At 71.6% G+C, this 24,236-nt stretch carries 22 protein-coding genes; 11 read left to right on the plus strand and 11 right to left on the minus strand.

The window, feature by feature from the left end; translation table 11 throughout:
• From rsmG to rpmH, 6 genes are all read right to left on the minus strand, one after another.
• Window positions 1–540 (minus strand): 16S rRNA (guanine(527)-N(7))-methyltransferase RsmG (gene rsmG / locus VF468_30430; protein ID HEX5882603.1); only part of this gene is annotated, 540 nt, incomplete at its 3' end.
• A gap of 8 nt (window positions 541–548) precedes the next feature.
• Window positions 549–1,565, minus strand: a complete 1,017-nt coding sequence (gene jag, locus VF468_30435) for an RNA-binding cell elongation regulator Jag/EloR (protein ID HEX5882604.1) — start codon at window positions 1,563–1,565, stop codon at window positions 549–551.
• Window positions 1,540–2,586, minus strand: a complete 1,047-nt coding sequence (locus VF468_30440) for a YidC/Oxa1 family membrane protein insertase (GenBank protein HEX5882605.1) — start codon at window positions 2,584–2,586, stop codon at window positions 1,540–1,542. The genes jag and VF468_30440 overlap by 26 nt, the downstream gene beginning before the upstream one ends.
• Window positions 2,583–2,867 carry a membrane protein insertion efficiency factor YidD gene (gene yidD, locus VF468_30445; protein ID HEX5882606.1) on the minus strand — a complete coding sequence of 95 codons (285 nt, stop codon included), beginning with the start codon at window positions 2,865–2,867 and terminating at the stop codon, window positions 2,583–2,585. Before yidD ends, VF468_30440 begins: the two co-directional genes overlap by 4 nt.
• Window positions 2,868–2,917: 50 nt before the next feature.
• A complete protein-coding gene (rnpA, locus tag VF468_30450; protein HEX5882607.1) occupies window positions 2,918–3,271 on the minus strand; it encodes a ribonuclease P protein component in 354 nt (117 codons plus the stop codon).
• Window positions 3,272–3,348: 77 nt separating this feature from the next.
• Entirely contained in the window at window positions 3,349–3,483 is a 135-nt protein-coding gene (gene rpmH, locus VF468_30455; protein HEX5882608.1) for a 50S ribosomal protein L34, read from the minus strand.
• Window positions 3,484–3,954: 471 nt separating this feature from the next.
• Between rpmH and dnaA the strand changes: the two genes are divergently transcribed.
• The 7 genes from dnaA (at window position 3,955) to VF468_30490 (ending at window position 13,778) form a co-directional block, all read left to right on the plus strand.
• Window positions 3,955–5,283: a chromosomal replication initiator protein DnaA gene (dnaA, locus tag VF468_30460; protein HEX5882609.1), complete on the plus strand. Its 1,329-nt coding sequence runs from the start codon at window positions 3,955–3,957 to the stop codon at window positions 5,281–5,283.
• 260 nt (window positions 5,284–5,543) lie between these two features.
• Window positions 5,544–6,638 (plus strand): DNA polymerase III subunit beta, encoded by a 1,095-nt coding sequence (dnaN, locus tag VF468_30465; GenBank protein HEX5882610.1) that lies wholly within the window; start codon window positions 5,544–5,546, stop codon window positions 6,636–6,638.
• Window positions 6,639–6,727: 89 nt separating this feature from the next.
• A complete protein-coding gene (recF, locus tag VF468_30470; GenBank protein HEX5882611.1) occupies window positions 6,728–7,927 on the plus strand; it encodes a DNA replication/repair protein RecF in 1,200 nt (399 codons plus the stop codon).
• Between the two features lie 85 nt (window positions 7,928–8,012).
• On the plus strand, window positions 8,013–8,351 hold the full coding sequence (locus VF468_30475) for a DUF721 domain-containing protein (GenBank protein HEX5882612.1): 339 nt from the start codon (window positions 8,013–8,015) through the stop codon (window positions 8,349–8,351).
• A 603-nt stretch (window positions 8,352–8,954) separates the two neighbouring features.
• Window positions 8,955–10,868 (plus strand): DNA topoisomerase (ATP-hydrolyzing) subunit B, encoded by a 1,914-nt coding sequence (gyrB, locus tag VF468_30480; protein HEX5882613.1) that lies wholly within the window; start codon window positions 8,955–8,957, stop codon window positions 10,866–10,868.
• A 39-nt stretch (window positions 10,869–10,907) separates the two neighbouring features.
• Window positions 10,908–13,340: a DNA gyrase subunit A gene (gene gyrA / locus VF468_30485; GenBank protein ID HEX5882614.1), complete on the plus strand. Its 2,433-nt coding sequence runs from the start codon at window positions 10,908–10,910 to the stop codon at window positions 13,338–13,340.
• A gap of 3 nt (window positions 13,341–13,343) precedes the next feature.
• Window positions 13,344–13,778 carry a DUF3566 domain-containing protein gene (locus VF468_30490; protein ID HEX5882615.1) on the plus strand — a complete coding sequence of 145 codons (435 nt, stop codon included), beginning with the start codon at window positions 13,344–13,346 and terminating at the stop codon, window positions 13,776–13,778.
• Here the strand turns inward: VF468_30490 and VF468_30495 are convergent.
• A complete protein-coding gene (locus VF468_30495; GenBank protein HEX5882616.1) occupies window positions 13,702–14,208 on the minus strand; it encodes a hypothetical protein in 507 nt (168 codons plus the stop codon). The two genes, VF468_30490 and VF468_30495, sit on opposite strands and share 77 nt — an antisense overlap.
• 155 nt (window positions 14,209–14,363) lie before the next feature.
• On the opposite strand from VF468_30495, the gene VF468_30500 reads away from it, so the two are divergent.
• Complete coding sequence (locus tag VF468_30500; GenBank protein HEX5882617.1) at window positions 14,364–17,597, plus strand: adenylate/guanylate cyclase domain-containing protein; 3,234 nt, start codon at window positions 14,364–14,366, stop codon at window positions 17,595–17,597.
• A 72-nt stretch (window positions 17,598–17,669) separates the two neighbouring features.
• On the opposite strand, the gene VF468_30505 is transcribed toward VF468_30500, so the two are convergent.
• The 3 genes from VF468_30505 to VF468_30515 form a co-directional block, all read right to left on the minus strand.
• Window positions 17,670–18,860 (minus strand): glycosyltransferase family 2 protein, encoded by a 1,191-nt coding sequence (locus VF468_30505; protein HEX5882618.1) that lies wholly within the window; start codon window positions 18,858–18,860, stop codon window positions 17,670–17,672.
• A 332-nt stretch (window positions 18,861–19,192) separates the two neighbouring features.
• Window positions 19,193–19,993, minus strand: a complete 801-nt coding sequence (locus tag VF468_30510) for an SDR family oxidoreductase (protein HEX5882619.1) — start codon at window positions 19,991–19,993, stop codon at window positions 19,193–19,195.
• 132 nt (window positions 19,994–20,125) lie between these two features.
• Entirely contained in the window at window positions 20,126–20,851 is a 726-nt protein-coding gene (locus VF468_30515) for a Crp/Fnr family transcriptional regulator (GenBank protein ID HEX5882620.1), read from the minus strand.
• A 104-nt stretch (window positions 20,852–20,955) separates the two neighbouring features.
• Between VF468_30515 and VF468_30520 the strand changes: the two genes are divergently transcribed.
• Window positions 20,956–21,261, plus strand: coding sequence for a hypothetical protein (locus VF468_30520; GenBank protein ID HEX5882621.1), 306 nt, complete (start codon window positions 20,956–20,958; stop codon window positions 21,259–21,261).
• Window positions 21,262–21,328: 67 nt separating this feature from the next.
• Here the strand turns inward: VF468_30520 and VF468_30525 are convergent, their stop codons facing one another.
• Window positions 21,329–22,000 (minus strand): Crp/Fnr family transcriptional regulator, encoded by a 672-nt coding sequence (locus VF468_30525; protein ID HEX5882622.1) that lies wholly within the window; start codon window positions 21,998–22,000, stop codon window positions 21,329–21,331.
• 146 nt (window positions 22,001–22,146) lie between these two features.
• Between VF468_30525 and VF468_30530 the strand changes: the two genes are divergently transcribed.
• On the plus strand, window positions 22,147–23,628 hold the full coding sequence (locus VF468_30530) for an NCS2 family permease (GenBank protein HEX5882623.1): 1,482 nt from the start codon (window positions 22,147–22,149) through the stop codon (window positions 23,626–23,628).
• Window positions 23,629–23,651: 23 nt separating this feature from the next.
• A partial coding sequence (locus VF468_30535) for an FAD binding domain-containing protein (GenBank protein HEX5882624.1) occupies window positions 23,652–24,236 on the plus strand: 585 nt, incomplete at its 3' end.

The following is a 24,236-nucleotide window of genomic DNA, read 5'->3' on the forward strand; positions in this document are numbered from 1 at the left end:
GACGGTGGCCTGCTCGAGCTCGTCGGCCTGTGGTCGTCCTCGGGGAACCAGGAGCTGCCCACCGGTCCTGAGCAGGGGAAGTCCCAGCTCGGCGACGACCGGGAGTGGCCCGAGCGCTCGCGCCGTTGCCACGTCGAACGACTGCCTGGCCGGTCCTTGCCCGTAGTCTTCGAGGCGAGCGTGGACGACCGTGACGTTGGCGAGGCCCAGTGCGGTGGCGGTGGCGGCGACCCAGTCCAGCCGACGCCGCTGCGCGTCGATCATGGTGAACGACGTCGCCTGGTAGGCGACGGCCAGGGGGAGTCCAGGTAGGCCGGCGCCCGATCCGAGGTCGGCCCACCGCTCCTGCGGCCTCGGTTGCCGGATCAGGGCCAGGCCCAGGGCGTCGTCCAGATGGCGTCCCCAGAGCCGGTCTTGCTCCCTCGGGCCCAGGAACCCGAGACGGATCGCCTCGGTGTACGCCTGTTCCAGGAGTTCGGCGTCCTTCTCGGCCAGCGACGGACGCCCGTGGGGAGCGTCTCCATGCGCCCAATGTTTCACGTGAAACGTTATGTGGGCCGGATGACCACGCGCCGGTTAGGCTCCTCACCGAGGCTCTCGGTGTGCACTCCGTCGATCGTCGCCACGGCGTCATGCACGACCTTCCGTTCCGCTGGGGTCATCGGCTGAAACTCGTGTTCCTCGCGGGTCTTGAGGACCTGCTCCACGGTCGTCTTCACGACCGAGATCAGCTGCTCGCGGTGACGCGCCCGGAAGCCGTTGATGTCGAGAAGCAGCCGCACCCGCCGCTTCGACTGGCGAAGGACGGCCAGACGAGTCAGCTCCTGTAGGGCGTCGAGCGTCTCCCCGTTGGTTCCAACGAGCATGTTCAGGTCTGGTCCTTCGAGGTCGATGTGGCCGCCGACCTCGTCGATCCAGGTCGTGATGTCGCCGTCGACGTCCAGGGCGTCCAGCAGCCCCTCGAGGAAGTCGCCAGCCCGCTCGGTGTCCGCCTCGACCATCTCTGGCTCGATCGGTTCGTCGCGATAGGCACCGCGTGACGGCTTGGTCCCACTCGACAGTTCTGAGGGAGAAGGTGCCGGGTCCCTGTCCGTGCCGGCCGCGGTGGTGGCTGCTGGCTTGGGACCGCCCGGGACGACAAGCGGCTGGTCCGAGGCCTGCGGCCCGTCGGCCTGGCCGGAACCGGGAGCGGTCGACGTGGACGTGGCTTCCGAGTCGCCGGAAGCGTCGGGGATCCCCAAGGTGGACGGCGGCGCGCTCGTTGGCGGAACGGCGGCGGCCGGACCCGGGCCGGCGTCCTGCGCACGGGCATCGGGAGTTGCCACGGCAGCCACTGCGGCGTCAGTGGGCTGCGGGTCGTATGGACCATTCGTCAGGCTCGTGTCGCGAGCGGTCGTTCGGGGGGTGACGCGGACCCGTGCGGGGCTGCCGATGAAGCCGAAGGTCGACGGGACTGGGTCCTCAAGAACCTCGACGTCGACCTGGTCGGAACGGAGACCGAGCTGAGCGGCCGCGGCGGTGACCGCCGCGGCGACCGTCCTAGCGCTTGCCTCGGCGTGGGCCACTCGACTTGCCCTTTCCGGACGAGCGGCTGCCCGACCTCCGGTTGCCGCTGGAGCCCTGCCGGCCACCCTGCCCAGGTCTCGACTGGGCGCCCTTGGCCGCTGGTCCACCCTGCTTGGACGATGCCTTGCCGTCCCCCGCCTTGGCGTTGCGGTTGCCGTTCTTGGTGGTGGCCGGGGGGCGGTCCTCGGCCGCCCGCGACTGGGCGGCGCCACGGAACATGCTCAGGGGGCCGAGGCCCTTGCGCTCTTCGCCGTTGTCGACCACGGCCGCGGCCCCGGCCGGGGCCGCCTGCGCACCCCCGCCAGCGGGGACCGGGGCGCTCCTGAGCAGCATGTACTGCTGGCCGACGCTCCAGAAGTTGGTGGTGACCCAGTAGATGATGACCGCCAGCGGGACATTGACCGCGAACACGAAGAACATCAGCGGCATGATCCGCATGATCATCTGCTGCTGCGGGTTCACCTCGGCCGTCTGCTTGCTCATCAGCTGACGCTGGGAGATGTAGGTGGTCAGCGACATCGTCGTGGTCAGGGCCAGGATCGTGAGGCCGGCCGCCGAGAAGAGCTTGTCCCAGCCCGGCAGCTGCAGCCAGTGCTGCTGCAGGGGCACGCCGAAGAAGGTCTTGCCGATCAGGACGTTGGGACCGCCGGCGATCTGCTGGGCGTAGATGACCTGGTAGAGCGCGAAGAAGAACGGCATCTGGGCAAGGAGCGGCCAGCAGCCGGCCATGGGGTTGAACCCGCGCTCCTTGTAGAGCGCCATCATCTCTTCGTTCAGCTTCGTCTTGTCGTTCTTGTGCTTGGCCTGGAGCTTCTTGATCTCGGGAGCGAGCTCCTGCATGACCCGCGTCGACTTGACCTGCTTGACGGTGAGCGGGATGAGCAGGATGCGCACGGCGACCGTCAGCATGACGATCGAGAACCAGTAGCTCTGGCTCCCCATGAGGGGCTCGACCAGCTCCTGGAAGAACGTCAGGACGTGGTACAGCGCATCACGGAAGCTGTTGAACAGTTCGATCACGAGGAGCCTCTCTCGGGCGGGCCGGGCGGGCCGGCGCTCACCATCTCACCGTACCCCTTGCGGCCCGGCTTCACGCGGCGGGTCGCGGGCGGTACGTAATCGAAGCCCCCCGGATGGAACGGCTGGCACTTCACGAGACGCCGCAGCGCGAGCCAGGAGCCCCGCACGGCCCCGTGGGTCTCGATCGCCGTCTTGGCGTACGCCGAGCACGAAGGGTGGAACCGGCAGCGGTTCCCGAGGAAGGGACTGATCCAGCGCTGGTAGCCGCCGATGAGCAGCATGAGCAGGGCTGCCGACCTGCTCGGCGTCGGCGTCCCGGCCAGCCGATCGCTCAACCGCCGTCCCCTCCGCGCAGGCCAGCCGCGTTCAACACGTCCCGGATGTCACCGGCGATTTCCCGGTAGGAGGCGCCGGCGACGCTCGGCCGGGCCACCAGGACCAGGTCGAGACCCTCGGGCACCTCCCTGCCCTCCAGCCGCAGCGCCTCCCGGAGCAGACGCTTGGCACGGTTGCGGGCGACCGCGCCGCCGACCTTCCGGCTCACGACCAGGCCGGCCCGGGCCGGCCCGCTTCCGGTCGGCCGCTTGGCCACGTACAGCACGACCGCGCCCTGTGCATAGGAGCGCCCCGTCGAGAACACCGACCTGAAGGCCGACGGTGAGCTCAACCGGTTTACCGCCGCCATGGCGCCACCTCATCCGCCGGCGCGGCCACGCCAGGACCTCCTGCTCCCATCGCGGCGAGGCCAGTCATCGACGCTCCTCAGGCTCCGAGCCGGATGCGGCCCTTGGCCCGGCGGCGGGCGATGATCGAGCGGCCAGCGCGCGTGCGCATCCGGATCCGGAAGCCATGCGTCTTGGCGCGTTTACGGTTGTTCGGCTGAAATGTACGCTTCACGACGACGGCTCCTAACCCGGTCGAGGCGGAGGGCAGGCAGAGACAAGGCGCGGAGAACGCGCCGAAAGACGATGGTACGGGCCACCCGCGAACGTCGTCAACGCGACTCGTTATGCCTGCTGGGTCCTGAAACGAGCCCTTGAGAGCCCGCCTCCGCCGATGCTATCCTCCGGCCCGCCTTCAGTCGGCGGCCCCACACGTCTGGCCCGGCTTCCCCGTCACGGCCATCTGCCCTCTGCGCCGAGGGTCTGCCGTCTCTCCCGGTACCGGCCCGGTCGGGCCACCGCGTCCGCAGGAGTCGGGTTCTCCACACCTGTGGATGGGGGTGTGGATATGTAGGTTGCGGCGGGTCGAACGGTCGCGGAGGGTGTGTCGCACATGCGGCGCACACTGTGGACATCCGGGGGACCCGAGGTGCCGGAAAGGGATGAGGCGGCTGTGGTCGAAGGGTTCCATGACGACGCGACGGCGATCTGGACGGCGTGCCTCGAGTCGCTCGACGGTGCCGGGTCGACCCACAAGGCCTGGCTGGCCCAGACCCGGCCGGTCGCGATCTCCGGGGACACGCTGGTCCTGGCCGTGCCGGACGACTTCGTCAAGGAGTGGATCGAGCAGCGCTACGCCTCGACCGTGACCGCCGCCCTGGCCCAGGTCGCGGGCCGGCCGCTGGACATCCGCGTCACCGTCGGCCCCCTGGAGGACATCGGCGACGAGGAGCTGCCGAGACCCGTCGCCGCGCCGCGGCCGGCCGCCGACCGTCCCCAGCTGACCCCCAAGTACACCTTCGAGCGGTTCGTGATCGGGTCGTCCAACCGGTTCGCCCACGCGGCCGCGGTGGCCGTGGCCGAGGCGCCGGCCAAGTCCTACAACCCGTTGTTCATCTACGGAGGCGCCGGGCTGGGCAAGACCCACCTGCTGCACGCCATCGGGCACTACACGGGCAACCTCTATCCCCAGGCGCGCATCCGGTACGTGTCCAGCGAGCAGTTCACCAATGAGTTCATCAACGCCATCCGCGACGACCGCACCGGCGCCTTCCAGCGGCGCTACCGGGACAACGACGTCCTGCTGATCGACGACATCCAGTTCCTGGAAGGCAAGGAGCGCACCCAGGAGGAGTTCTTCCACACCTTCAATGCGCTCCACAACGCCGACAGGCAGATCGTGATCTCCTCGGACCGCCCGCCCAAGCAGATCGCGACGCTGGAAGACCGCCTGCGCAGCCGGTTCGAATGGGGGCTGATCACCGACATCCAGCCGCCCGATCTCGAGACCCGCATCGCCATCCTGCGCAAGAAGTCCGTCGCCGACGGCCTCAGCGTGCCCGACGACGTACTGTCGTTCATCGCCTCCAAGGTCCAGTCCAACATCCGTGAGCTCGAGGGCGCCCTGATCCGGGTCACGGCCTTCGCCTCGCTCAACGGCAGCCCGATCGACCTGGCCCTGGCCGAGATCGTGCTCAAGGACCTGTTCCCGGACGAGGGCCGCCGCGAGGTCTCGGTGCCGATTATCATGGCCGAGACGGCCTCCTACTTCAGCCTGACCATCGAGGACCTGACCGGCCCCAACCGCTCCCGGCTGCTGGTCACGGCCAGGCAGATGGCCATGTACCTGACCCGCGAGCTGACCGACCTCTCGCTGCCCAAGATCGGGCAGGCGTTCGGGAACCGCGACCACACCACGGTCATGCACGCCACCCAGAAGATCCGCGGCCTCATGCGGGAGCGGCGCAGCATCTACAACCAGGTCCAGGAGCTGACCAACCGGATCCGGGTCCGTGCCCAGCAGCAGGGGTCGTGAGCGATGGCGGCCCTGGGGACGAGGTGGGGACGACCTGTCGACGGGCGGGGGACGGCCGCCACGCCCCTGGGAACGGCGGGTCGCCTGGGGACGGCCGGGCGGTGTTCTCCCCACCCCGGCGGGGACGGCCGCGACCGCCCCACGCTGGAGGATCACCGGTCCGTCCACATGCCCACAGCCCCTACTGCTGTTCCAAGGTTCTCTGGTTCTTCGATCAAACAACACCCAGACCCTGGGGAAAGGTCGGGAGGTCGACTGCCTTGAAGTTCACGACTGAGCGCGACAACTTCGCCGACGCGGTGGCCTGGGTCAGCCGGACGGTCTCGACCAGACCCACCCTGCCGGTGCTCGGTGGCACCCTGGTCGAGCTCGAGGGGAACCGGCTGCGGCTGGCCTCGACCGACCTCGAGCACACCGGCGAGGCCGTCATCGAGGTCCGCGGCGAGGCCGACGGCCGGGTCGTCGTCCCCGGCCGCATCTTCGGCGACGTGGCCCGCAACCTTCCCTCCGGCCTGGTCGAGGTCGAGGCGGGCGACGGCGGCCTCGAGGTCCGGCGCGGACAGATCACCCACGAGCTGCGCCTGCTCGACGCCGAGGATTTCCCCACCCTCACCCAGCCGTCGCTGGAGCACGTCGGCACCCTGTCCGGGGAGGCCCTCGCCGGCGCCGCCGCCCAGGTCGGCCGGGCCGCCTCCCACGACGAGGCCCGGCCCGTGCTCACCGCGGTGCTGTTCGAGGCCGAGCAGGAGCGCCTGACCCTGGCCGCGACCGACTCCTACCGCCTGGCCGTCCGCACCCTCGAGTGGAGCTGGCAGCACGAGCCGATGACCGCCCTGGTCCCGGCGCGGGCCCTCATCGAGGCGGCCCGGGCGCTGGCCGGCGAGGCCACGGTCGAGATCGGCATCGAGCCCCACCAGGTGACCTTCGCCGGCGGCGGCCGCCGGCTCACCTCCCGCCTGGTCGAGGGCGAGTTCCCCAAGTTCCGCAGCCTGATCCCGTCCGGGTACGAGAGCGTGGCCACGCTCGACCGCCAGGTCCTGCTGGACGCGCTGAAGCAGGTCACGCCGTATGGCCAGAACAACAACCCGGTGCGGCTGACCTTCGATCGGGAGCGCCTCCAGGTCGACGGCAGCCTCCAGGACGTCGGCCGGGGCGCGGCCGCCGTGGACGCCAAGTACGAGGGCGAGGGCATCACCATCGCCTTCAACCCCGTCTACCTGAGCGACGGAGTGGCGGCGGTGGACGACAACGAGGCGGTCATCGAGGTCCGCGACGGCCTCAAGCCGGCGCTCATCCACGGCAACGACGCCCTCGCCTTCATGTACCTGCTGATGCCCGTCCGGTTGCCGGGATGACCTGTCCGTCATTGAGACTTGGAGTCGGCCTTCGGCCGACGATCGGCAGGTCCCGACCGGCAGCATCGCCGGTCGGCTAGGGTTCCGGTATGCGCTTGGAACGGCTGGAGGTCGTCGACTTCCGCAACCACGACCGGGCGGCGGTCGAGCTCCCCGGGGGCGTGTCGGTGCTGGCCGGGCCCAACGGGGTCGGCAAGACGAACCTGCTCGAGGCGATCGCCTACCTGGCCACGCTCGGCTCCCACCGGGTCGGGCAGGACGCCAGCCTGGTCCGCGCCGGCGCGGCGTCGTCGGTGATCCGCGCGGCCGTCCGGCGGGCCGGGCGGCGGCTGCTGGTCGACGTGGAGCTGCGCCCGGGCAGCGGGGTCCGGGGGCGGGTGAACGGGGCGCCGGTGCCGCGGGCCCGGGACCTCCTCGGGGTGGTCCGGGCGACGGTGTTCGCGCCCGAGGACCTGGGGCTGGTCCGCGGCGACCCGGAGGAGCGGCGGCGCTTCCTCGACACCCTGGCCACCCAGCGGCTGCCCCGGTACCACGGCAGCCGCCAGGACTACGACCGGGTGCTCCGCCAGCGCAACACCCTGCTGCGCAGCGCCGGCGGACGCCTCCCCGCCGCCGCCCTGGCCACCCTCGAGGTGTGGGACGAGAAGCTGGCCACGGCCGGGGCCGAGCTGTGGTTCGAGCGGCTCCGGCTGGTGGCGGCCCTCACACCCCGGGTCGGGCTCGCCTACCAGCGGCTGGCAGGCAAGGACGACGCGGTCGAGATCGCCTACCTGTCGTCGGTGGCCGGGACCGCGGGTGCCGACCCCGACCCGGTCAAGCTCGCCCAGGCGCTGCGCGAGCGGCTGGTCGCCGACCGGACCCGCGAGGTCGAGCGGGGTCTCACCCTGTCCGGCCCGCACCGGGACGACCTCGCCCTCGCCCTGCGCGGGCTGCCCGCGCGCACCCACGCCTCGCACGGCGAGGCCTGGTCGCTGGCCCTGGCGCTGCGGCTCGGGTCCCACCATCTGCTCACCGAGGAGGGGGAGGAGCCGGTGCTGCTGCTGGACGACGTGTTCGCCGAGCTCGACCGGCAACGACGGGATCGGGTCGCGGAGGCGGCCTTGGCGGCGGAGCAGACCGTCGTGACGGCGGCGGTCGCCGAGGAGCTCCCACCCGCCCTCGGCGCCTCGGTGTTTCACGTGGAACCAGGATCGGTCCAGCTCAGCGAGGGCCCATCGCACAAACCGGACAGCCCGGCCGGTGGGTCGGAAGGGGAACCCCAGGATCCCTCACGCGAACCCGGGGCGTGAGGGTGGGGCCGCAGCCGAGCCAGCGAGAGCCGGGCGCGAGCGATGTGGGAACGGACCAGAACGGTGGAGGCCGGGGCGTGGTGGCATGACGGGTCGGAGCCGGGAACCGCGGGCCATCGGGGCCGAGCTGGCCGACGTCCTGCGGGCTCGCGGTTGGGACGACCGCCTGGCCGCGGCCCGGGTGGTCGCCCGCTGGCCGGCGGTGGTCGGAGACGCGGTGGCCGCCCACTGCCAGCCAAGCCGCCTCGACGAGGACGGCACCCTCCAGGTCGTGGCCGACTCGGCCGCCTGGGCCACCCAGCTCACCTACCTCCAGGGCAAGCTGCTCGACCGCCTCGCCGCCGAATGCGGCCCCGGCCTGGTCCGCCAGATCCAGGTCCGCACCAGCGAAGGCCGTTCCCGCCGATCACCACGCCGCCCGTGACGATGGTGCCGCTGAGGAGACCGGCATGGACGAAAACGGCACGCACAAGGGCGACGACGATGCGCGGACCGCTGAACCACCGGCCGACTGGGGCCGATTGACCGGGCCCCTGGTCCCCTCGCCCCCAGGGCCCGTTGACGGGGCCCATTGGCCGGAACCCTGTAACCGCGATCCCGGTGACCGGCCTCAGTGACCGGGTCCCGCCGACCGGGCGCCCGCGCCCGGCGATCAGGCCGCGCCGCTGTGACCCCGGCCGGTGGCAGGAGCCCCGGGAGGGTAGCCCAGGGCCCGGAGACAGGTCCTACAGGCCCCGCGACCGCGCCGCCCTCGCTCCCCTGCGATCCTCGGCGACCCCCTCGTCCTCTCTCCCCCGACCCGCACCGCCCGGCCCACCCTTCTCCCGGCCGGCCCGTGGAGGCGCTGCTGTCACGGCCCTGATGTAGCCTCTGACCTGCGCGAACGACACATGGCGACGGAGGATTCGTGGTATACTCGATGGGGATCTTCCCCCTCCCGCGCACTGCGACTGCGCACCGTCTGGTTCCGTTACGGACGGCGTGCCTTCCAGCGCCGTGCCTGTTTCGGGGCTGACTGAGGAGTTCAATGGTCACGAGCTACACCGCCGAATCGATCACCGTCCTTGAGGGGCTGGAGGCCGTCCGCAAGCGGCCCGGGATGTACATCGGGTCGACCGGGCCGCGCGGCCTGCACCATCTCGTCTACGAGGTCGTCGACAACGCCGTCGACGAGGCCCTGGCCGGCTACTGCACGAGGATCGACATCACCTTGACCGCCGACGGCGGGGTCAGGGTGGTCGACGACGGCCGCGGCATCCCGGTCGACGAGCACCCGGTCGAGCACCGGCCGGCGCTCGAGGTGGTCATGACCCAGCTGCACGCCGGGGGCAAGTTCGGGGGCGACTCCTACGCCGTCTCCGGCGGCCTCCACGGGGTGGGCGTGTCGGTGGTCAACGCCCTCTCCAAGCGGCTCGACGTCGAGGTCGTCCGCGACGGCTGGCGTCACCGCCAGTCGTACGAGCGGGGCCTGCCCACCGCTCCGCTGGAGCGGGTCGGCAAGGCCAGGAGCCACGGCTCCACGGTGGCCTTCTGGCCCGACCCGGACATCTTCGAGGAGATCGAGTTCCGCTTCGAGACCCTCTCCAACCGCATGCGGGAGATGGCCTTCCTCAACGCTGGGCTGCGCATCACCCTCACCGACGAGCGGGACGAGGGGAAGTCGGAGGTCTACCAGTACGCCGGCGGCATCCGCGACTTCGTGGCCCACATCAACGCCTCCAAGGAGCCGGTCCACCCGCAGATCATCTACTTCGAGGGCAAGGCGAACTCCCACTACGCGGAGGTCGCCATGCAGTGGAACTCGAGCTACAACGACGCCGTCTCGACCTTCGCCAACACCATCAACACCCACGAGGGCGGGACCCACGAGGAGGGCTTCCGGGCCGCGCTGACCACGACCATCAACCGCTACGCCCGGGCCAGCGCCCTGCTCAAGGAGAAGGACCCCAACCTGAGCGGCGACGACGTCCGCGAGGGCCTGACCGCGATCGTGTCGGTGAAGCTGCGCGAGCCCCAGTTCGAGGGCCAGACCAAGACCAAGCTCGGCAACACCGACATCAAGGGGTTCGTCCAGCAGACCACCAACGTGGCCCTGGCCGAGTGGTTCGAGGAGCACGGCCCCCAGGCCAAGGCGATCGTCGTCAAGTGCATCCAGGCCGCCCGGGCCCGCATGGCGGCCCGCAACGCCCGCGAGCTGACCCGGCGCAAGTCCCTGCTGGAGTCGTCCTCGCTCCCCGGCAAGCTGGCCGACTGCTCCTCGCGCGACCCGCGCCAGGCGGAGCTGTTCATCGTCGAGGGCAACTCGGCCGGAGGCTCGGCCAAGGAGGCCCGCAACCGCACCTTCCAGGCCATCCTGCCCATCCGCGGCAAGATCCTGAACGTCGAGAAGGCGCGGCTGGACCAGGCGCTCAAGAACGTCGAGATCCAGTCCATCATCACGGCCATGGGCACCGGCATCGGCGAGGACTTCGACCTCACCAAGGCCCGCTACAACAAGATCGTGCTCATGGCCGACGCCGACGTGGACGGCTCCCACATCCGGACCCTGCTGCTGACCTTCCTGTTCCGGTTCCTGCGCGGGCTGGTCGAGTCCGGGTTCGTGTACATCGCCCAGCCGCCGCTCTACAAGATCAAGTACGGCCGCGGCGACAACGACGTCTTCTACGCCTACACCGAGGCCGAGCGCGAGCAGTGGTTCAAGCGCAACCCGGCCAAGAGCAGGAACGTCAAGCCGCAGCGGTACAAGGGTCTGGGCGAGATGAACGCCGAGGAGCTGTGGGAGACCACCATGGACCCGGAGCGGCGCACCCTGCTCCAGGTCGGGCTCGAGGACGCCGCCATCGCCGACGAGATCTTCACGATCCTGATGGGCGAGAACGTCGAGTACCGCCGCAACTTCATCCAGCGCAACGCCAAGGACGTCCGCTTCCTGGACATCTGATGGCCGCACCACGCTTCACCGGAGAAGGGAACAACCACCGTGCCTGACGCACGACGGATCGAGCCGATCGAGATCGAAGAGGAGATGCAGCGGTCGTTCCTCGACTACGCGATGAGCGTGATCGTGGCCCGGGCGCTGCCGGACGTGCGGGACGGGCTCAAGCCGGTGCACCGGCGCATCCTCTGGGGGGCCAACGAGGAGGGCGTGCGGCCCCCGAACGGCCGCCGCAAGTCGGCCTACATCGTCGGCTCGGTGCTGGGCAAGTACCACCCGCACAGCGACACCGCCGTCTACGACGCCATGGTCCGCCTCGGCCAGGACTTCGCCTCCCGCTATCCCCTGATCGACGGCCAGGGCAACTTCGGCACCGCCGACGGGGACGAGCCGGCGGCCATGCGCTACACCGAGGCCCGCCTGAACGCCCTGGCCATGGAGCTGCTGCGTGACATCGACAAGGAGACCGTCGACTTCACGCCCAACTACGACAACGAGAGCCAGGAGCCGGTGGTCCTGCCCGCCCGGTTCCCCAACCTGCTGGCCAACGGGTCGGAGGGCATCGCCGTCGGCATGGCGACCAAGATCCCGCCCCACAACCTGGGTGAGGTCATCGACGCCACCGTCGCGCTGATCGACAACCCGGAGCTGACCAGCGAGGAGCTGCTGCGCTGGGTCAAGGGCCCCGACTTCCCCACCGGGGCGTCGATCATGGGCACCGCCGGGATCCGCGACGCCTACACCACCGGCCGCGGCTCGATCCGGGTCCGCTCCAAGGTCCGCATCGAGGAGAACAACCGCGGCGGCCAGCGCATCGTGGTCACCGAGCTGCCCTACCAGGTCTCCGGCGACCGCCTGCTGATCCGCATCCGCGACCTGGTCCGCGAGGGCCGGCTGAACGGCATCGTCGACATCGCGAATGAGTCCAACAAGGAAGGCACCCGCCTGGTCATCGAGTGCCGCCGCGACGCCGTCCCCCAGGTCGTCCTCAACCAGCTCTACAAGCACACCCAGCTCCAGGACAGCTTCGGGGTCATCATGCTGGCCCTGGTCGACGGCGTGCCCCGGGTGCTCAACCTGGCCGACATGCTGTCGCACTACGTCGCCCACCAGGTCACCGTCGTCGTCCGCCGGACCCGCTACGAGCTGCGCAAGGCCCAGGAGCGGGCCCACGTCCTCGAGGGCCTGCTGGTCGCCCTCGACCACCTGGACGAGGTCATCAACCTGATCCGCAACGCCGAGTCGGCCGACACCGCCCGGACCCAGCTGATGGCGCGCTACAGCCTCAGCGAGATCCAGGCCACGGCCATCCTGGACATGCAGCTGCGCCGGCTGGCCGCCCTGGAGCGCCGCAAGCTCCAGGAGGAGTACGCCGAGCTGCAGGCCCGGATCCGCAAGCTCCAGGCCATCCTCGACGACCCCTCCAAGGTGCGCGGCATCGTCAAGGAGGAGCTGCTCGACATCAAGCGCCGCTTCGCCGACGCCCGCCGCACCGAGATCCGCCCCGACGAGGGCGAGCTGTCCATCGAGGACCTGATCGCGGCCGAGCCGGTGGTGGTCACCGTCACCCGGACCGGCTACGTGAAGCGGGTCGCCCTCGGCGACTACCGGGCCCAGAACCGGGGCGGCCGGGGGGTGCGGGGAGCCAACCTCAAAGAGGACGACATCGTCCAGTTCCTGGCCATCACCAACACCCACCACTGGGTGCTGTTCTTCACCAACAAGGGCCGGGTCTACCGGGTGAAGGTGCACGAGCTGCCCGAGGCGGCCAAGAACGCCCGCGGCACCTACGTGGCCAACGTGCCAGGTGCGACCTTCCAGCCGGATGAGAAGATCGCCGCAGTGCTCGACCTGGACGACTACGACGATGGTAAGTTCCTCGTCCTGGGAACCAAGGACGGCATGGTCAAGAAGACCGCCCTGAACGAGTACGACTCGCCCAGGGTGGGGTTGATCGCCATCAACCTGCGAGGCGACGATGAGCTCATCGGGGTCAAGCTCACCTCGGGCGAGGACGATCTCCTGTTCATCTCGCGCAAGGCCATGGCCGTGCGCTTCAGCGAGGCCCACGTGCGCCCGATGGGAAGGCAGACCAGCGGCGTGACCGCCATGCGGCTGCGACGCGGAGACCAGGTGCTGGCCATGGAGGTGGTCCGCTCGAACGCCGACCTGCTGGTCGTCACCGACGCCGGCTTCGGCAAGCGCACCCCGCTGGAGCAGTACGCCCGCAAGGGCCGGGGCATCCAGGGCGTCAAGACCGCCGAGCTGACCGAGGCCCGCGGGTTCCTCGCCGGCGCCCTGGTCGTGCAGGACGAGGACGACATCTTCCTCATCACCGACACCGGGCAGATCATCCGGACGCGCGTCAACGAGGTCCGTCGGGCTGGCAGGGCCACCCAAGGTGTGCGCATCATGCGACTCGCGAGGACCAGCGGCCGGGTCGCCGCGGTGGCGCCGGTCGTCAAGGACGAGGAGTAGCCAATGTCCAGCCAGATCCCGCAGGTGACGACGCGGCCGTTGCCCCGCCAGGCGGCCCCCGCCATGGCGCCGGCCGTCGACCGGCGGGCACGGCTGGTCCTGCGCCGCCTCGACCCCTGGTCGGTGCTGAAGTTCTCCGTCGTCTTCTACTTCTGCCTGATGCTGATCAGCCTGCTGGTGTTCGCGGTCATCTGGTTCGTGCTGGTCAACATGGGCGTGTTCACGTCCCTGACCGACTTCGCGGGCAACTTCAACCTCGAGGTGGCCTTCCCGGCGGGGACCGTGTTCCGCTGGTACACCTTCATCGGGCTGCTCGGCGTGGTCGTCTGGAGCATCGTCACCGTGCTCCTGACCCTGCTGTTCAACCTGGTGAACGACGTGACCGGTGGGATCGAGGTCGTTCTGGCCGAGCGGGAGCAGCGCCCCGCCGGTTCCTGACCTCCCCACGGTCCCGGGCCCCGCGCGGCTGCCGCTGGTCGGCGGGCCGACCTTGGCGCTGGCGCGGCTGGCGGCGGTCGAGCTCGGCGCTCAGCTGGTCACGGCGGCCCTCCCAGCGTTCGGCGACCTCCTCGACGGTGCCGCGCAGCGCCTCGAGCCGGTCCAGCTCCCCCGGTCCCGAGCCCTGGGCGGCCCGGGCGGCGCGGGGGCCCTTGGCCCGGAGGCCCTCGATCTCCTGGTCGAGGTCGCGGGCCAGCCGCCGTAGGTCGAACAGGGCCTGGGTGAGCACCCGCCTGGCCGCGGCCAGCTCGCGCGCCCCCGGCGAGGCCTGGTCGCCGACGGCCTGGACCAGCGCCCGCCCGGCCGCCAGCTCCTGGCGCCGCAGCGCCTGCTCGTAGTCCCGCGCACTCCGCTTGCGCTCCGGCGCCACCGCTCCACTCCTCGCTTCCTCCGACCGGCTCTCGCCAGCGACAGCGTAGCCAGCCGGGGACCGTTCGAGTACCCGAATTCCTGACGATCACGCCGCTCGCTGGAACTGTCAGCAACAGGACGGTTGCCGTGCCCGATCGTCCATATACTCCTGCCATGGCGACATGTCCCAACTGCGAGACCGACCTGGTCGAGGGGGCCAGGTTCTGTCCCGGGTGCGGCCGGCCGGTCGGCCGGCTCTCCGGCCAGGAGTTCCGGATCGTCACGGTCGTCTTCTGCGACGTGGTCAAGTCGACCGAGCTGGAGCGTGAGCTCGACCCGCAGCCCATGCAGCGGCTCCTGGCCCGCTACGGCGAGGCTGTCCGCCGGGCCCTCGGCGGCCGGGGGGCCAGCGTCGGCAAGCGCCACGGCGACGGCTTCATGGCCGCCTTCGGCGTCCCCGAGCTGCACGAGGACGACGCCCTGCGGGCCGTGCGGGCGGCCGCCGAGCTCCGCGCCGTCCTCGACGAGCTGGCCAAGGAGGTGCGCCAGCAGCGCGGCCTGGAGTTCCACGTCCGGCTGGGCATCAACACCGGCAACGTGCTCGTCGTCCGCGATGCCGACACCCTGGAGGAGGAGCTCACCGGCACCGCCGTGAACCTGGCCAAGCGGTTCGAGGAGGCGGCCGCGGCCGGGGAGATCCTGCTCGGCGAGGAGACCTACCGGCTGGTCGCCGACGCGGTCAAGGCCGAGCCGGCCGGGCCCCTGACGGTCAAGGGCGCCGACGAGCCGCAGGAGGTCTGGCGGCTGCTGGAGGTCCTGCCCGACCGCCTCGGCCGGGCCCGCCGGGCGATGGCACCCATGGTCGGCCGCGGTCGCGAGCAGGAGCTGCTGCTGCGGCTGTTCCAGCGGGCGGCCGCCGAGGGCACCTGCCACCTGGTCACCGTCCTCGGCTCGGCCGGGGTCGGGAAGTCGCGGCTGGTCGACGAGTTCGTTGGCGGCCTCGGCAACCAGGCGGCCGTCCTGCGCGGTCACTGTCCCGCCTTCGGGGACAGCGTGACCATGTGGCCGATGGTCGAGGTGGTCCGCCAGGCGGCCGGGATCGCCTCCGACGAGTCGCCCGAGGACGCCCGGGCCAAGCTGGCCGAGCTGGTCGGCGCCGAGGAGCGGGCCACGCTCGTCACCGAGCGGATCGCCCAGCTGCTCGGCTTCGGCCGCCAGGACGCCGGGCTGCCCGAGGGCACCTTCTGGGCGCTGCAGCGGCTGCTGGAGACCCTGGCCCGCCGCCGGCCGCTGGTGCTGGTCGTCGACGACCTCCAGTGGGCCGACCCGATCCTGCTCGACGCCGTCGAGCACATCGCCGAGCACGCCGACGCGCCGCTGGTGCTGCTCTGCATGGCCCGGCCGGACGAGCTGTTCGCCCACCGCCAGCACTGGCCGGGGGGCAAGGCGAACGCGCTGTCGTTCCTGCTCTCCCCCCTGCCCGAGCGGGAGGGCGAGCAGCTGGTCGTGCACCTGCTCGGCGGCCGGGTCGACCAGGCCGTCCAGGCCCACATCAACGAATGGGCCCAGGGCTTCCCGCTGCTGGTCGAGGAGCTGGTCAGCAACCTCCGGGACGAAGGCTGGCTGCGGACGGCCGACGGCCGCTGGACCCTCCAGGTGGAGTCCGAGGAGGCGGCCGACCGGCGGGCCAGGTCGGTGCCGACCTCCATCCACACCCTGCTGCTGGCCCGGCTCGACCGGCTCGGCCCCCGCGGCCGGATGGTGATCGAGCCGGCGGCCGTGGTCGGCCAGCAGTTCCACCTCGGCGACGTCGAGGCGCTCCATCCCGACGTGGCCCCGGCCGAGCTCGACGCCGGCCTGCGGGAGCTGGTCCGCCTCGACCTGATCCGGGCCGACCACGGCCCGACCGCGGCCCCGCTGCCGCCCAACAGCGGGCCCGGCTACCGGTTCCGGCACGCCACCATCAAGACGGTCGCCTACGAGCGGCTGCCCGACGACCGCCGGGCCGAGCTGCACGAGCGCTACGCCGACTGGCTGGAGCGCGAGACCGAGAACCGGCGCAGCCAGTTCGACGAGATCGTCGGCCACCACTTCTGGGAGGCCTACCGGTACACGAACCGGTTGGAGCCGGGCGGCGAACGGGCCGCCGAGCTGGCCAGGCGGGCCGGCGAGCGCTACGCCGCCGCCGGGCAGCGGGCCGCCGTCCGCGGCGACACGCGGCTGGTCCAGGCCTGGCTGGGCCGGGCGTCCCGGCTGCTGCCAGCCGACCACCCGCTCCGGCTGGCCGCCCTGCCCCCGCTGGCCGAGGCCCTGCAGAGCAACGGCCGGCTCACGGAGGCGACCAGGGCGTACCAGGAGCTGACCCGGTCGGCGACGGCGGTCGGCAACGAGGGCCTGGCCCTGCACGCCACCATCGGCCGGCTCGGCATCACCGCCGTCCACGACCCGCGGCAGTTCCTCCGGGAGGGCCGCGACGAGGTCGAGCTGGCCATCGCCGCCTTCGAGCGCCTCGGCGACCGCCTCGGCCTGGCCAAGGCCTGGCATCTGCTCGCCTACCTGGACTGGACCCGGGGGCGCCTCACCCAGGCCGAGGCCGCGGCCGAGCGGGCCCGGACCCTGGCCCGGGAGGCGAAGGACCCGGGCTGGGAGGCCAACGCCATCGGCATGCACTGCCTGACCCTCTACTGGGGGCCGCTGCCGCTCGACGTCGTGGAGCGGCGCGGCCGCGAGGCGCTGGCCGAGGCCGAGCGCAGCGGCGTCGCCAGCCTGGCCGCGACCGCCTACCGGGTGCTGGCCCGGGTGGCGGTCCACCGGGGCGACCTGGACGAGGCCAGGCGGTTCGTGGAGGCGGCCACGGCCATCACCAAGGAGGAGGGCTCGCTGCTGCCCCGGGCGGTGGACTGCATCTCGCGGGCCATGGTGGAGCTGCTGGCCGGCGACCTGGCCGCGGCCGAGGAGGTGCTGCGCGGCGGCTACCGGCAGCTCGAGGAGATGGGCGGCACCGGGCCGCGGGTCAATGTGGCCACGCTGCTGGCCAGGGTGCGGCTGCTGCGGGGTCGCAACGACGACGCCGAGGAGCTCACCCGCATCTGCGAGCGCCTGGCCGCCCCCGACCAGGCCGACGCCCAGGTCAAGTGGCGGTCGATCCGGGCCATCGCCATCGCCCGCCGGGGCGAGCCGGGGGAGGCCGAGCGCCTGGCCAGGGAGGCCGTCTACCTGGCCGGCAAGACCGACCAGCTCGACTCCCGGGCCGAGGCCCACGTCGACCTGGCCGAGGTGCTGCTGCTCGGCGGCCGCGGCCGCGAGGCCGAGCACGAGATCGAGCGGGCCATCGCCCTGTTCCAGGAGAAGGGCAACGAGGTCGGGGAACGCACCGCCCGCCGCCTCCGGTCCAGGACTCGCAGCTGACGGCGTCGACGGCTTGGAGCCGGCCTTCGGCCGACGGCCATCAGACTCCGACCGGCGGAGCCGCCGGTCGGGCTAGCGCGTCTCCCACCTGGAGCTGGCCAGGGTGGCCAGGGCGTAGATCCGCACGGGCACCAGCAGGACCACGTGGAGCGGCCCGTACAGCAGCAGGAACGCCGTGCTGGCCCCATGGGCGAGCAGGAACGCGGCCGTCAGCGTCACCATGGCCAGGGCCAGGGTGAGGTCGGTGGCCAGCAGCTCCCAGCCGACGAGCAGCCCCTCCCCCGCCAGCAGCACCAGGGCGGCGGCCAGGAGCAGCGGCAGCAGCGCCCGGGCGAGCACGTCGAGGGCCAGATAAGGGTGGCGGGAGCGGATGCCGGCGACCGTCCAGCGCAGCTCCCGGTAGAAGCTGCGGTTCCAGCGCAGCTGCTGGCGCAGGTACTGCCGCAGCGACCGGGGCACCCAGGTGCTGGCGATGGCCCGCGGCTCGAACACCACCTGGCGGCCGGTGGCCAGGACCAGGTTGGTCAGGTGCAGGTCGTCGCCGTTGGTACAGCGGACGCCGGCGAAGGTCTGGGTCAGGTACCGGGGCCACAGCTCGGCCAGCAGGCTGCGGCGGTAGACGGCGAACGGCCCCGAGCAGCACAGCAGCGAGGTGAAGAACCCCTGGGCGGGCCGCTCCACCTGGAAGCGGAGCCGGTAGCGGTGGTGGATCAGCCGGGTGAGGAGGTTGGTGGGGGCGTTCAGCACCCCGACGCTGCCCGACACGGCCCCCACCTGGGGGTCCTGGAAGCGGGCGGCGGCCTGCCGGACGGCGTCGGGGGCAAGGACGGTGTCGGAGTCCATCAGCACGACCAGGGCACCGCCCCCCCGCCGGACCCCCTCGTCCTGGGCGGCCCGCTTGCCGGTGTTGCGGTCCAGTAGCCGGACCGTCCAGCCCTGGTCGGCCCAGCGCTCGTAGACGCCCGCGAGCAGGTCCCGGTTGCGGGACCCGTCGTCGACCAGCCAGACGCGCAGCGGGCCCGGGTAGTCCTGGGCGGCCACCGAGCGGCAGCACGCCTCCAGAAGCCCCGGGTCCTCGTTGAAGCAGGGGATGACCACGTCGACCGCCGGCCACCCGGCCGGGTCCTGGGCCTGTGCCGGCCCGGCCCGGCGCTGGCGGCTGCGCCGCGCGTACAGGCGCTCGAGGCTGGAATGCAGCAGGACGAGCGTGATGTAGGCGACGAAGACGGCCCGTAGGGTGCCCACGACCAGCTGGTCCACCATCACCGGCCTGGTTGGATCCGGGGTGAATGTCTTGCTCTACCGCGATGCCCCACTCAAGAAACGATAGCTGCCGGCCGCGTGGGTGTCAGGAAGCTGACACCCGGCCCGTCGTGTGGGCGACAGTGCCGCCGGGTCGCGGGTGGGCATCCTTGCCAGACGGGAGGCCGCGGGCCACCGCCCGGCGGGCCGTTCCGACGGAGGTGTCGATGCGTCTGCGCCACCGCCTGCTGCTCGGGCTGCTGATGGCGGCCCTGGCCGCCGCCGTGCCCGCCAACCGCTGGCTGCTGGTCTATGCCGCCGTGGCGCTGGTGGCGCTGGTGCCCAGGGGCCCGCTACTCGTCCAGCCAGTTGTGGAGGGACAGGCCGCCGTCCACGGGCAGGTTCTGGCCGGTGATGTAGCCCGACCAGGCGTCGCTGAGCAGGAACAGGGCGACCCGGGCGACGTCGGCCGGGACGCCAGCCTGGCCGAGGGGGATCCGCGGGCGCAGGCGCTCGTACTTCGCCACCTGCTCCGGGGTGGTGGTGTCCTCCGCCGTTCGGATCCAGCCAGGTGAGATCGCGTTCACCCGGATCCGGTGCTTGCCGAGCTGCTTGGCCATCGCCTTCATCAGCATCGACACGCCGGCCTTGCTGACGCTGTAGTGCGCTTCGCGGGCGACGAACCGGTCGTGCCGCGAGGAGATGAACAGGATCGACCCGCGCGGCCCCGGCACCCGGTCGGGCGTGCGTGCCTGGGCCTCGATCAGCCCCTCCACCAGCCGCCTGGTGAACAGCCACGGGCCCTTCAGGTTGGTCCCGAACACCAGGTCGAGCTCTTCGGACCCGACCTCCATGACCCCGTGGGGGGTGGTGATGCCGACGTTGTTGACCAGCAGCTCCACCGGCCCGCCGGCGAGGATCTCGTCGGCCAGGGCGACCACGTCCTCGCCGTACAGGTCGGCCTCCATGACCTGGCACGACTCGGTCCGGAACACGCTCTTGACCAGGCTGTCCTTGTCGATCACGGTGACGTCGGCCCCGGCCATGATCAGCCACTTGGCGATCGCCTCGCCGATGCCACGGGCCGCCCCCGTGACCACGGCGCGCCGTTCACGCAGGTCCGGAAGGAGCTCCACCACCGGCAGCCCGGCCATCGCCTGAGCCGGATCGTCGTGACCGTTCGCCTGCACGCGCGGCTGACCTCCCCACCTTGACGGGTGCGTGCCGCCCATCCAAGAGCCTTCGCGGCGGCCGCGCTGTCACCTGGCTGACACAACAGAGAAGTTCTACCGCTCGGCGAGGCGTTCCAACCGTCTCCGGTCGAGGATCTCGATCCGGCGCCCGTCGGCCCGGATGTAGCCGTGGGACTCGAGCGACCGCAGCGCCTGGTTCACCGTCTGCCGGGCCCCGTTGACCATGCTGGCCAGCTCCGCCTGGGTCACCTGCCGGGTCTGGGCGGGGGCCCCGTTGCCGTCGCCGGCCAGCACCAGCAGCTGCCGCGCCACCCGTCCCTGCAGGTCAAGGAAGGCCAGGTCGCTGATCTGGCGGGTGGTGCGGCGGACGATCGTGCCCAGGGTCCGCAGCAGCGCCTCGGCCACCTGGTCCTCGGCCCGCAGCAGGGCCACCAGCTCGGCCCGGGTCACGACCAGCAGGGTGGAGCGCTCGACGGCCTCGGCCGAGGCCGAGCGGGGCCCGCCGTCCAGCAGGGCGACCTCGCCGAAGGTGGCCGGCGGCCGGTGCCGGACCAGCTCCACCATGCCGCCGTCGCGGGAGGAGACGAACAGCTTCACCACGCCCTCGGCGAGGACGTACATGCGGTCGCCCGGCTCGTCCTGCACGAACACGCACTGGCCCCGGTCGACGACCCGCTCGGCGACGTGCCCGGCGATGCGCCGCTGCGTCACCTCGTCGATCCCACCGAACAGCTCGGTCCGCGCCAGGACGGCGGCCCGGTCCTGGAGGTTCACGTCGGCCGGAGATCTTACGACGCGCCGGGCCGCCAGCGTCAGCAAGCTGACACTCCGGCTGTCCGCGGATGGACTGCCGGCCAGCCCGCCGCGCCGGAGACTGCTCGCAGACGAACGCAGGCCGTGACCGGAGGAAGGGAGGGAGCGCCATGCTCCGCATCGTCACCAGATTGACCCTGCTGCTGGTCGCCCTGGCCGCGGCCACCGCCCTGCTGGTCGGCGGGCTGGCGGTGCTGGCCTCGACCGCTCCGGTCGACGCGACCTCGCTCCTCGAGCAGGACCAGGTCGCCACCGTGGAGCGGGCCATCGAGACCCCGGCCCAGGAGTCCTCCGGCCCCGCGGCGCCGCCGGCCGTCGTCCTGATCTTCGCCGCCATCGTGCTGATGGCCGCCCTTCCGCCGATCCACCGGGTCCACGTCTACCACCGGTCCTACCACCGGTCCGACTGGCTCTGAGGACGGGGGAGACGTCCGTCGGGGGAGTCATCCCGCCCCCGGCGGACGTTCGCGTGCGCCGCCCCGGCTACCCGCCGGCCAGGCGGCGCAGCTGCTCGCGGTCGAGGATCTCGAAGGACCGCCCGGCCGAGCGGATGTAGCCGCGCGACTCCAGCGAGCGCAGCGCCTGGTTCACCGTCTGCCGGGCTCCGCCGACCATGGTGGCCAGCTCGACCTGGGTGACCCGCCGGGTCCGGGCCCCGTCCGGCCCGGTCAGGTCGAGCAGCTTGGCCGCCACCCGCCCCTGGAGGCTCAGGAAGGCCAGGTCGCTGATCTGGCGGGTGGTGCGGCGGACCATCGCCCCCAGGGTGCGGAGCAGCGCCTCGGCCACCTGCTCGTCGATGCGCAGCAGCCGCAGCAGCTCCGGGCGGGTCACGACCAGCAGGGTGGAGCGCTCGACGGCCTCGGCCGAGGCCGAGCGGGGCCCGCCGTCCAGCAGCGCCAGCTCGCCGAAGGTGGCCGGGGCGTCGTGGCGGTGCAGCTCCATCAGCTCCCCGTCGCGGGAGCAGACGACCAGCTTCACCGAGCCCTCCAGGAGCACGAACATGGCCTCGCCGGGGTCGTCCTGCCAGAAGACCATCTGGCCCTTGTCGACCACCCGGCGCCCGGCGTGCTCGACCACGGTCAGGCGGGCACGTTGATCGAGTCCCTGGAAGGGCTCGACCCGGCCCAGCAGCATGGCGGCCGTGTTCGCGTCCAACTCCTCACCACCTGACCGGAACGAGCGCGCTCGTCCCAATCCTGGGGGAAAGGCGTGCCGAATGCCAGACTCGGGCGCGTTGACACCGGGGAGGCGCTGCGCTGAACTTTCCCCGCCTTGCATCCGCTCCGGGCAAAGGATCAGCGATGACCACCGAGTCGAACGTTCGGTCCGACCCTCCAGGCACCCCGCCCCGGTCCGGGCTGGACGCCTACTTCAAGATCTCCGAGCGCGGCTCCACGGTCGAACGGGAGATCCGCGGCGGGTTCGCCACCTTCTTCACCATGGCCTACATCGTCGTGCTCAACCCGCTGATCATCGGCGGCGCCGCCGACGTCACCGGCCAGCGCCTCGACCTGGGCCAGCTCACCACCGCGACCGCCCTGGTGGCGGCGGCCATGACGCTGTTCATGGGCGTCTACGGCCGCTACCCGTTCGCGATCGCGGCCGGCCTCGGCCTCAACGCCGTGGTCGCCTTCCAGCTGGCCGCGGAGATGACCTGGCCGGCGGCCATGGGCATCGTCGTGCTCGAGGGCATCATCATCACCCTGCTGGTCGTGACCGGCCTGCGCGAGTGGGTGATGAACGTCATCCCGCTCGCCCTCAAGCAGTCCATCAGCGTGGGCATCGGCCTGTTCATCGCCTTCATCGGCTTCGTCGACGCCGGGTTCGTGCGCCGCATCCCCGACGCCGCCAACACCACCGTCCCGGTGCAGCTGGGCGTCGGCAACCGCCTGATCGGCTGGCCGACGGTGGTGTTCTGCTTCGGCCTGCTGCTGACCATCGCCCTGGTCGTCCGCCGGACGCGGGGGGCGATCCTGCTCGGCATCGTGATCACCGCCGCCTTCGCGATCGTCCTCAACGAGTTCCTCGAGGTGGGGCCGCGGGTCGACGCCGCCGGCAACGTCAACCCGAGCGGCTGGGCGCTGACCGTGCCGGAGGTGCCCGAGCAGATTGTCGGCAGGCCCGACTTCGGGCTGCTGGGCGCCTTCAGCCTCGGCGGCAGCTTCGCCCAGGTCGGGATCCTCGTGACCGTGCTCTTCATCTTCACCCTGATGCTCTCCGACTTCTTCGACACCATGGGCACGGTCATCGGGGTCGCCAACGAGGGCGGCCTGCTCGACCGCGAGGGCCGGCTGCCCGGGGTCAGCAGGGTGCTGTTCGTCGACAGCATCGCCGCGGCCGCCGGTGGGGTCGCCTCCACCTCGTCCAACACCACCTACGTCGAATCGGCCGCCGGGGTCGGCGAGGGCGCCCGCACCGGCCTGGCCAGCGTGGTCACCGCGCTGCTGTTCCTGGTCGCGGTGTTCCTGACGCCGTTGGTCGAGGTCATCCCCCAGGAGGCGGCCGCACCGGCCCTGGTCGTGGTCGGGTTCCTGCTCATGCGGCAGATCGGCGACATCGACTGGGCCGACCCCGACATCGCCATCCCGGCCTTCCTCACCATCGTGCTGATGCCGTTCTCCTTCTCCATCACCAACGGCATCGGGGCCGGGTTCATCGCCTATGTGGCCATCAAGGCGTTCCGGGGACGCTGGCGCGAGCCGGGCCTGCTGCTCTGGATCATCGCCTTCCTGTTCGTGATCTACTTCGCCATCGAGCCGGTGGAGCGTCTCCTGGGCGTGTAGCCGCCACGACGCGGGAGCGAGCAATGGAGTTCCTGCAACCGCGAAGCCTGCCCGAGGCCCTGGCCGCCAAGGCCGAGCGGCCCGAGGCGGTCCCGATCGCCGGCGGGACCGACGTGATGGTGGAGCTGAACTTTGACCGCGCCCGGCCGCCGGCCCTGCTCGACCTCACCCGGGTCGGGGAGCTGGCTGCCTGGGACCGCCAGGACGGCCGGCTGCGGGTCGGGGCCGGCGTCACCTACACGCGCCTCATCGCCGAGCTCGCCGGGCCGCTGCCCGGGCTGGCGCTGGCCTCGCGGACGGTCGGGTCCCCGCAGATCCGCAACCGGGGCACCATCGGCGGCAACCTCGGCTCGGCCTCGCCGGCCGGCGACTGCCACCCGGTCCTGCTGGCCGCCGGGGCCGAGGTCGAGGCCGCCTCGGCCGGCGGCACCCGGCGCATCCCGGCCGGCGAGTTCTTCACCGGCCCCAAGAAGACCGCCCTCGAACCCGGCGAGCTGATCGTGGCCGTCCACCTCCCGGCGGCCACCGGGCCGCAGCAGTTCGCCAAGATCGGCACCCGCAACGCCATGGTGATCGCCGTCTGCTCGTTCGCCCTGGTCCTCGACCCC

The organism is Actinomycetota bacterium, assembly GCA_036280995.1.
Taxonomy (GTDB): domain Bacteria; phylum Actinomycetota; class CALGFH01; order CALGFH01; family CALGFH01; genus CALGFH01.

What these genes read in the sequence shown, in the direction of transcription:
- yidD (HEX5882606.1), bottom strand. Translation starts at nt 2,867, where the DNA reads ATGCTGCTCATCGGCGGCTACCAGCGCTGGATCAGTCCCTTCCTCGGG.
- rnpA (HEX5882607.1), bottom strand. Translation starts at nt 3,271, where the DNA reads ATGGCGGCGGTAAACCGGTTGAGCTCACCGTCGGCCTTCAGGTCGGTG.
- recF (HEX5882611.1), top strand. Translation starts at nt 6,728, where the DNA reads ATGCGCTTGGAACGGCTGGAGGTCGTCGACTTCCGCAACCACGACCGG.
- VF468_30475 (HEX5882612.1), top strand. Translation starts at nt 8,013, where the DNA reads ATGACGGGTCGGAGCCGGGAACCGCGGGCCATCGGGGCCGAGCTGGCC.
- gyrB (HEX5882613.1), top strand. Translation starts at nt 8,955, where the DNA reads ATGGTCACGAGCTACACCGCCGAATCGATCACCGTCCTTGAGGGGCTG.
- VF468_30490 (HEX5882615.1), top strand. Translation starts at nt 13,344, where the DNA reads ATGTCCAGCCAGATCCCGCAGGTGACGACGCGGCCGTTGCCCCGCCAG.
- VF468_30500 (HEX5882617.1), top strand. Translation starts at nt 14,364, where the DNA reads ATGGCGACATGTCCCAACTGCGAGACCGACCTGGTCGAGGGGGCCAGG.
- VF468_30505 (HEX5882618.1), bottom strand. Translation starts at nt 18,860, where the DNA reads ATGGTGGACCAGCTGGTCGTGGGCACCCTACGGGCCGTCTTCGTCGCC.
- VF468_30510 (HEX5882619.1), bottom strand. Translation starts at nt 19,993, where the DNA reads ATGGCCGGGCTGCCGGTGGTGGAGCTCCTTCCGGACCTGCGTGAACGG.
- VF468_30520 (HEX5882621.1), top strand. Translation starts at nt 20,956, where the DNA reads ATGCTCCGCATCGTCACCAGATTGACCCTGCTGCTGGTCGCCCTGGCC.
- VF468_30530 (HEX5882623.1), top strand. Translation starts at nt 22,147, where the DNA reads ATGACCACCGAGTCGAACGTTCGGTCCGACCCTCCAGGCACCCCGCCC.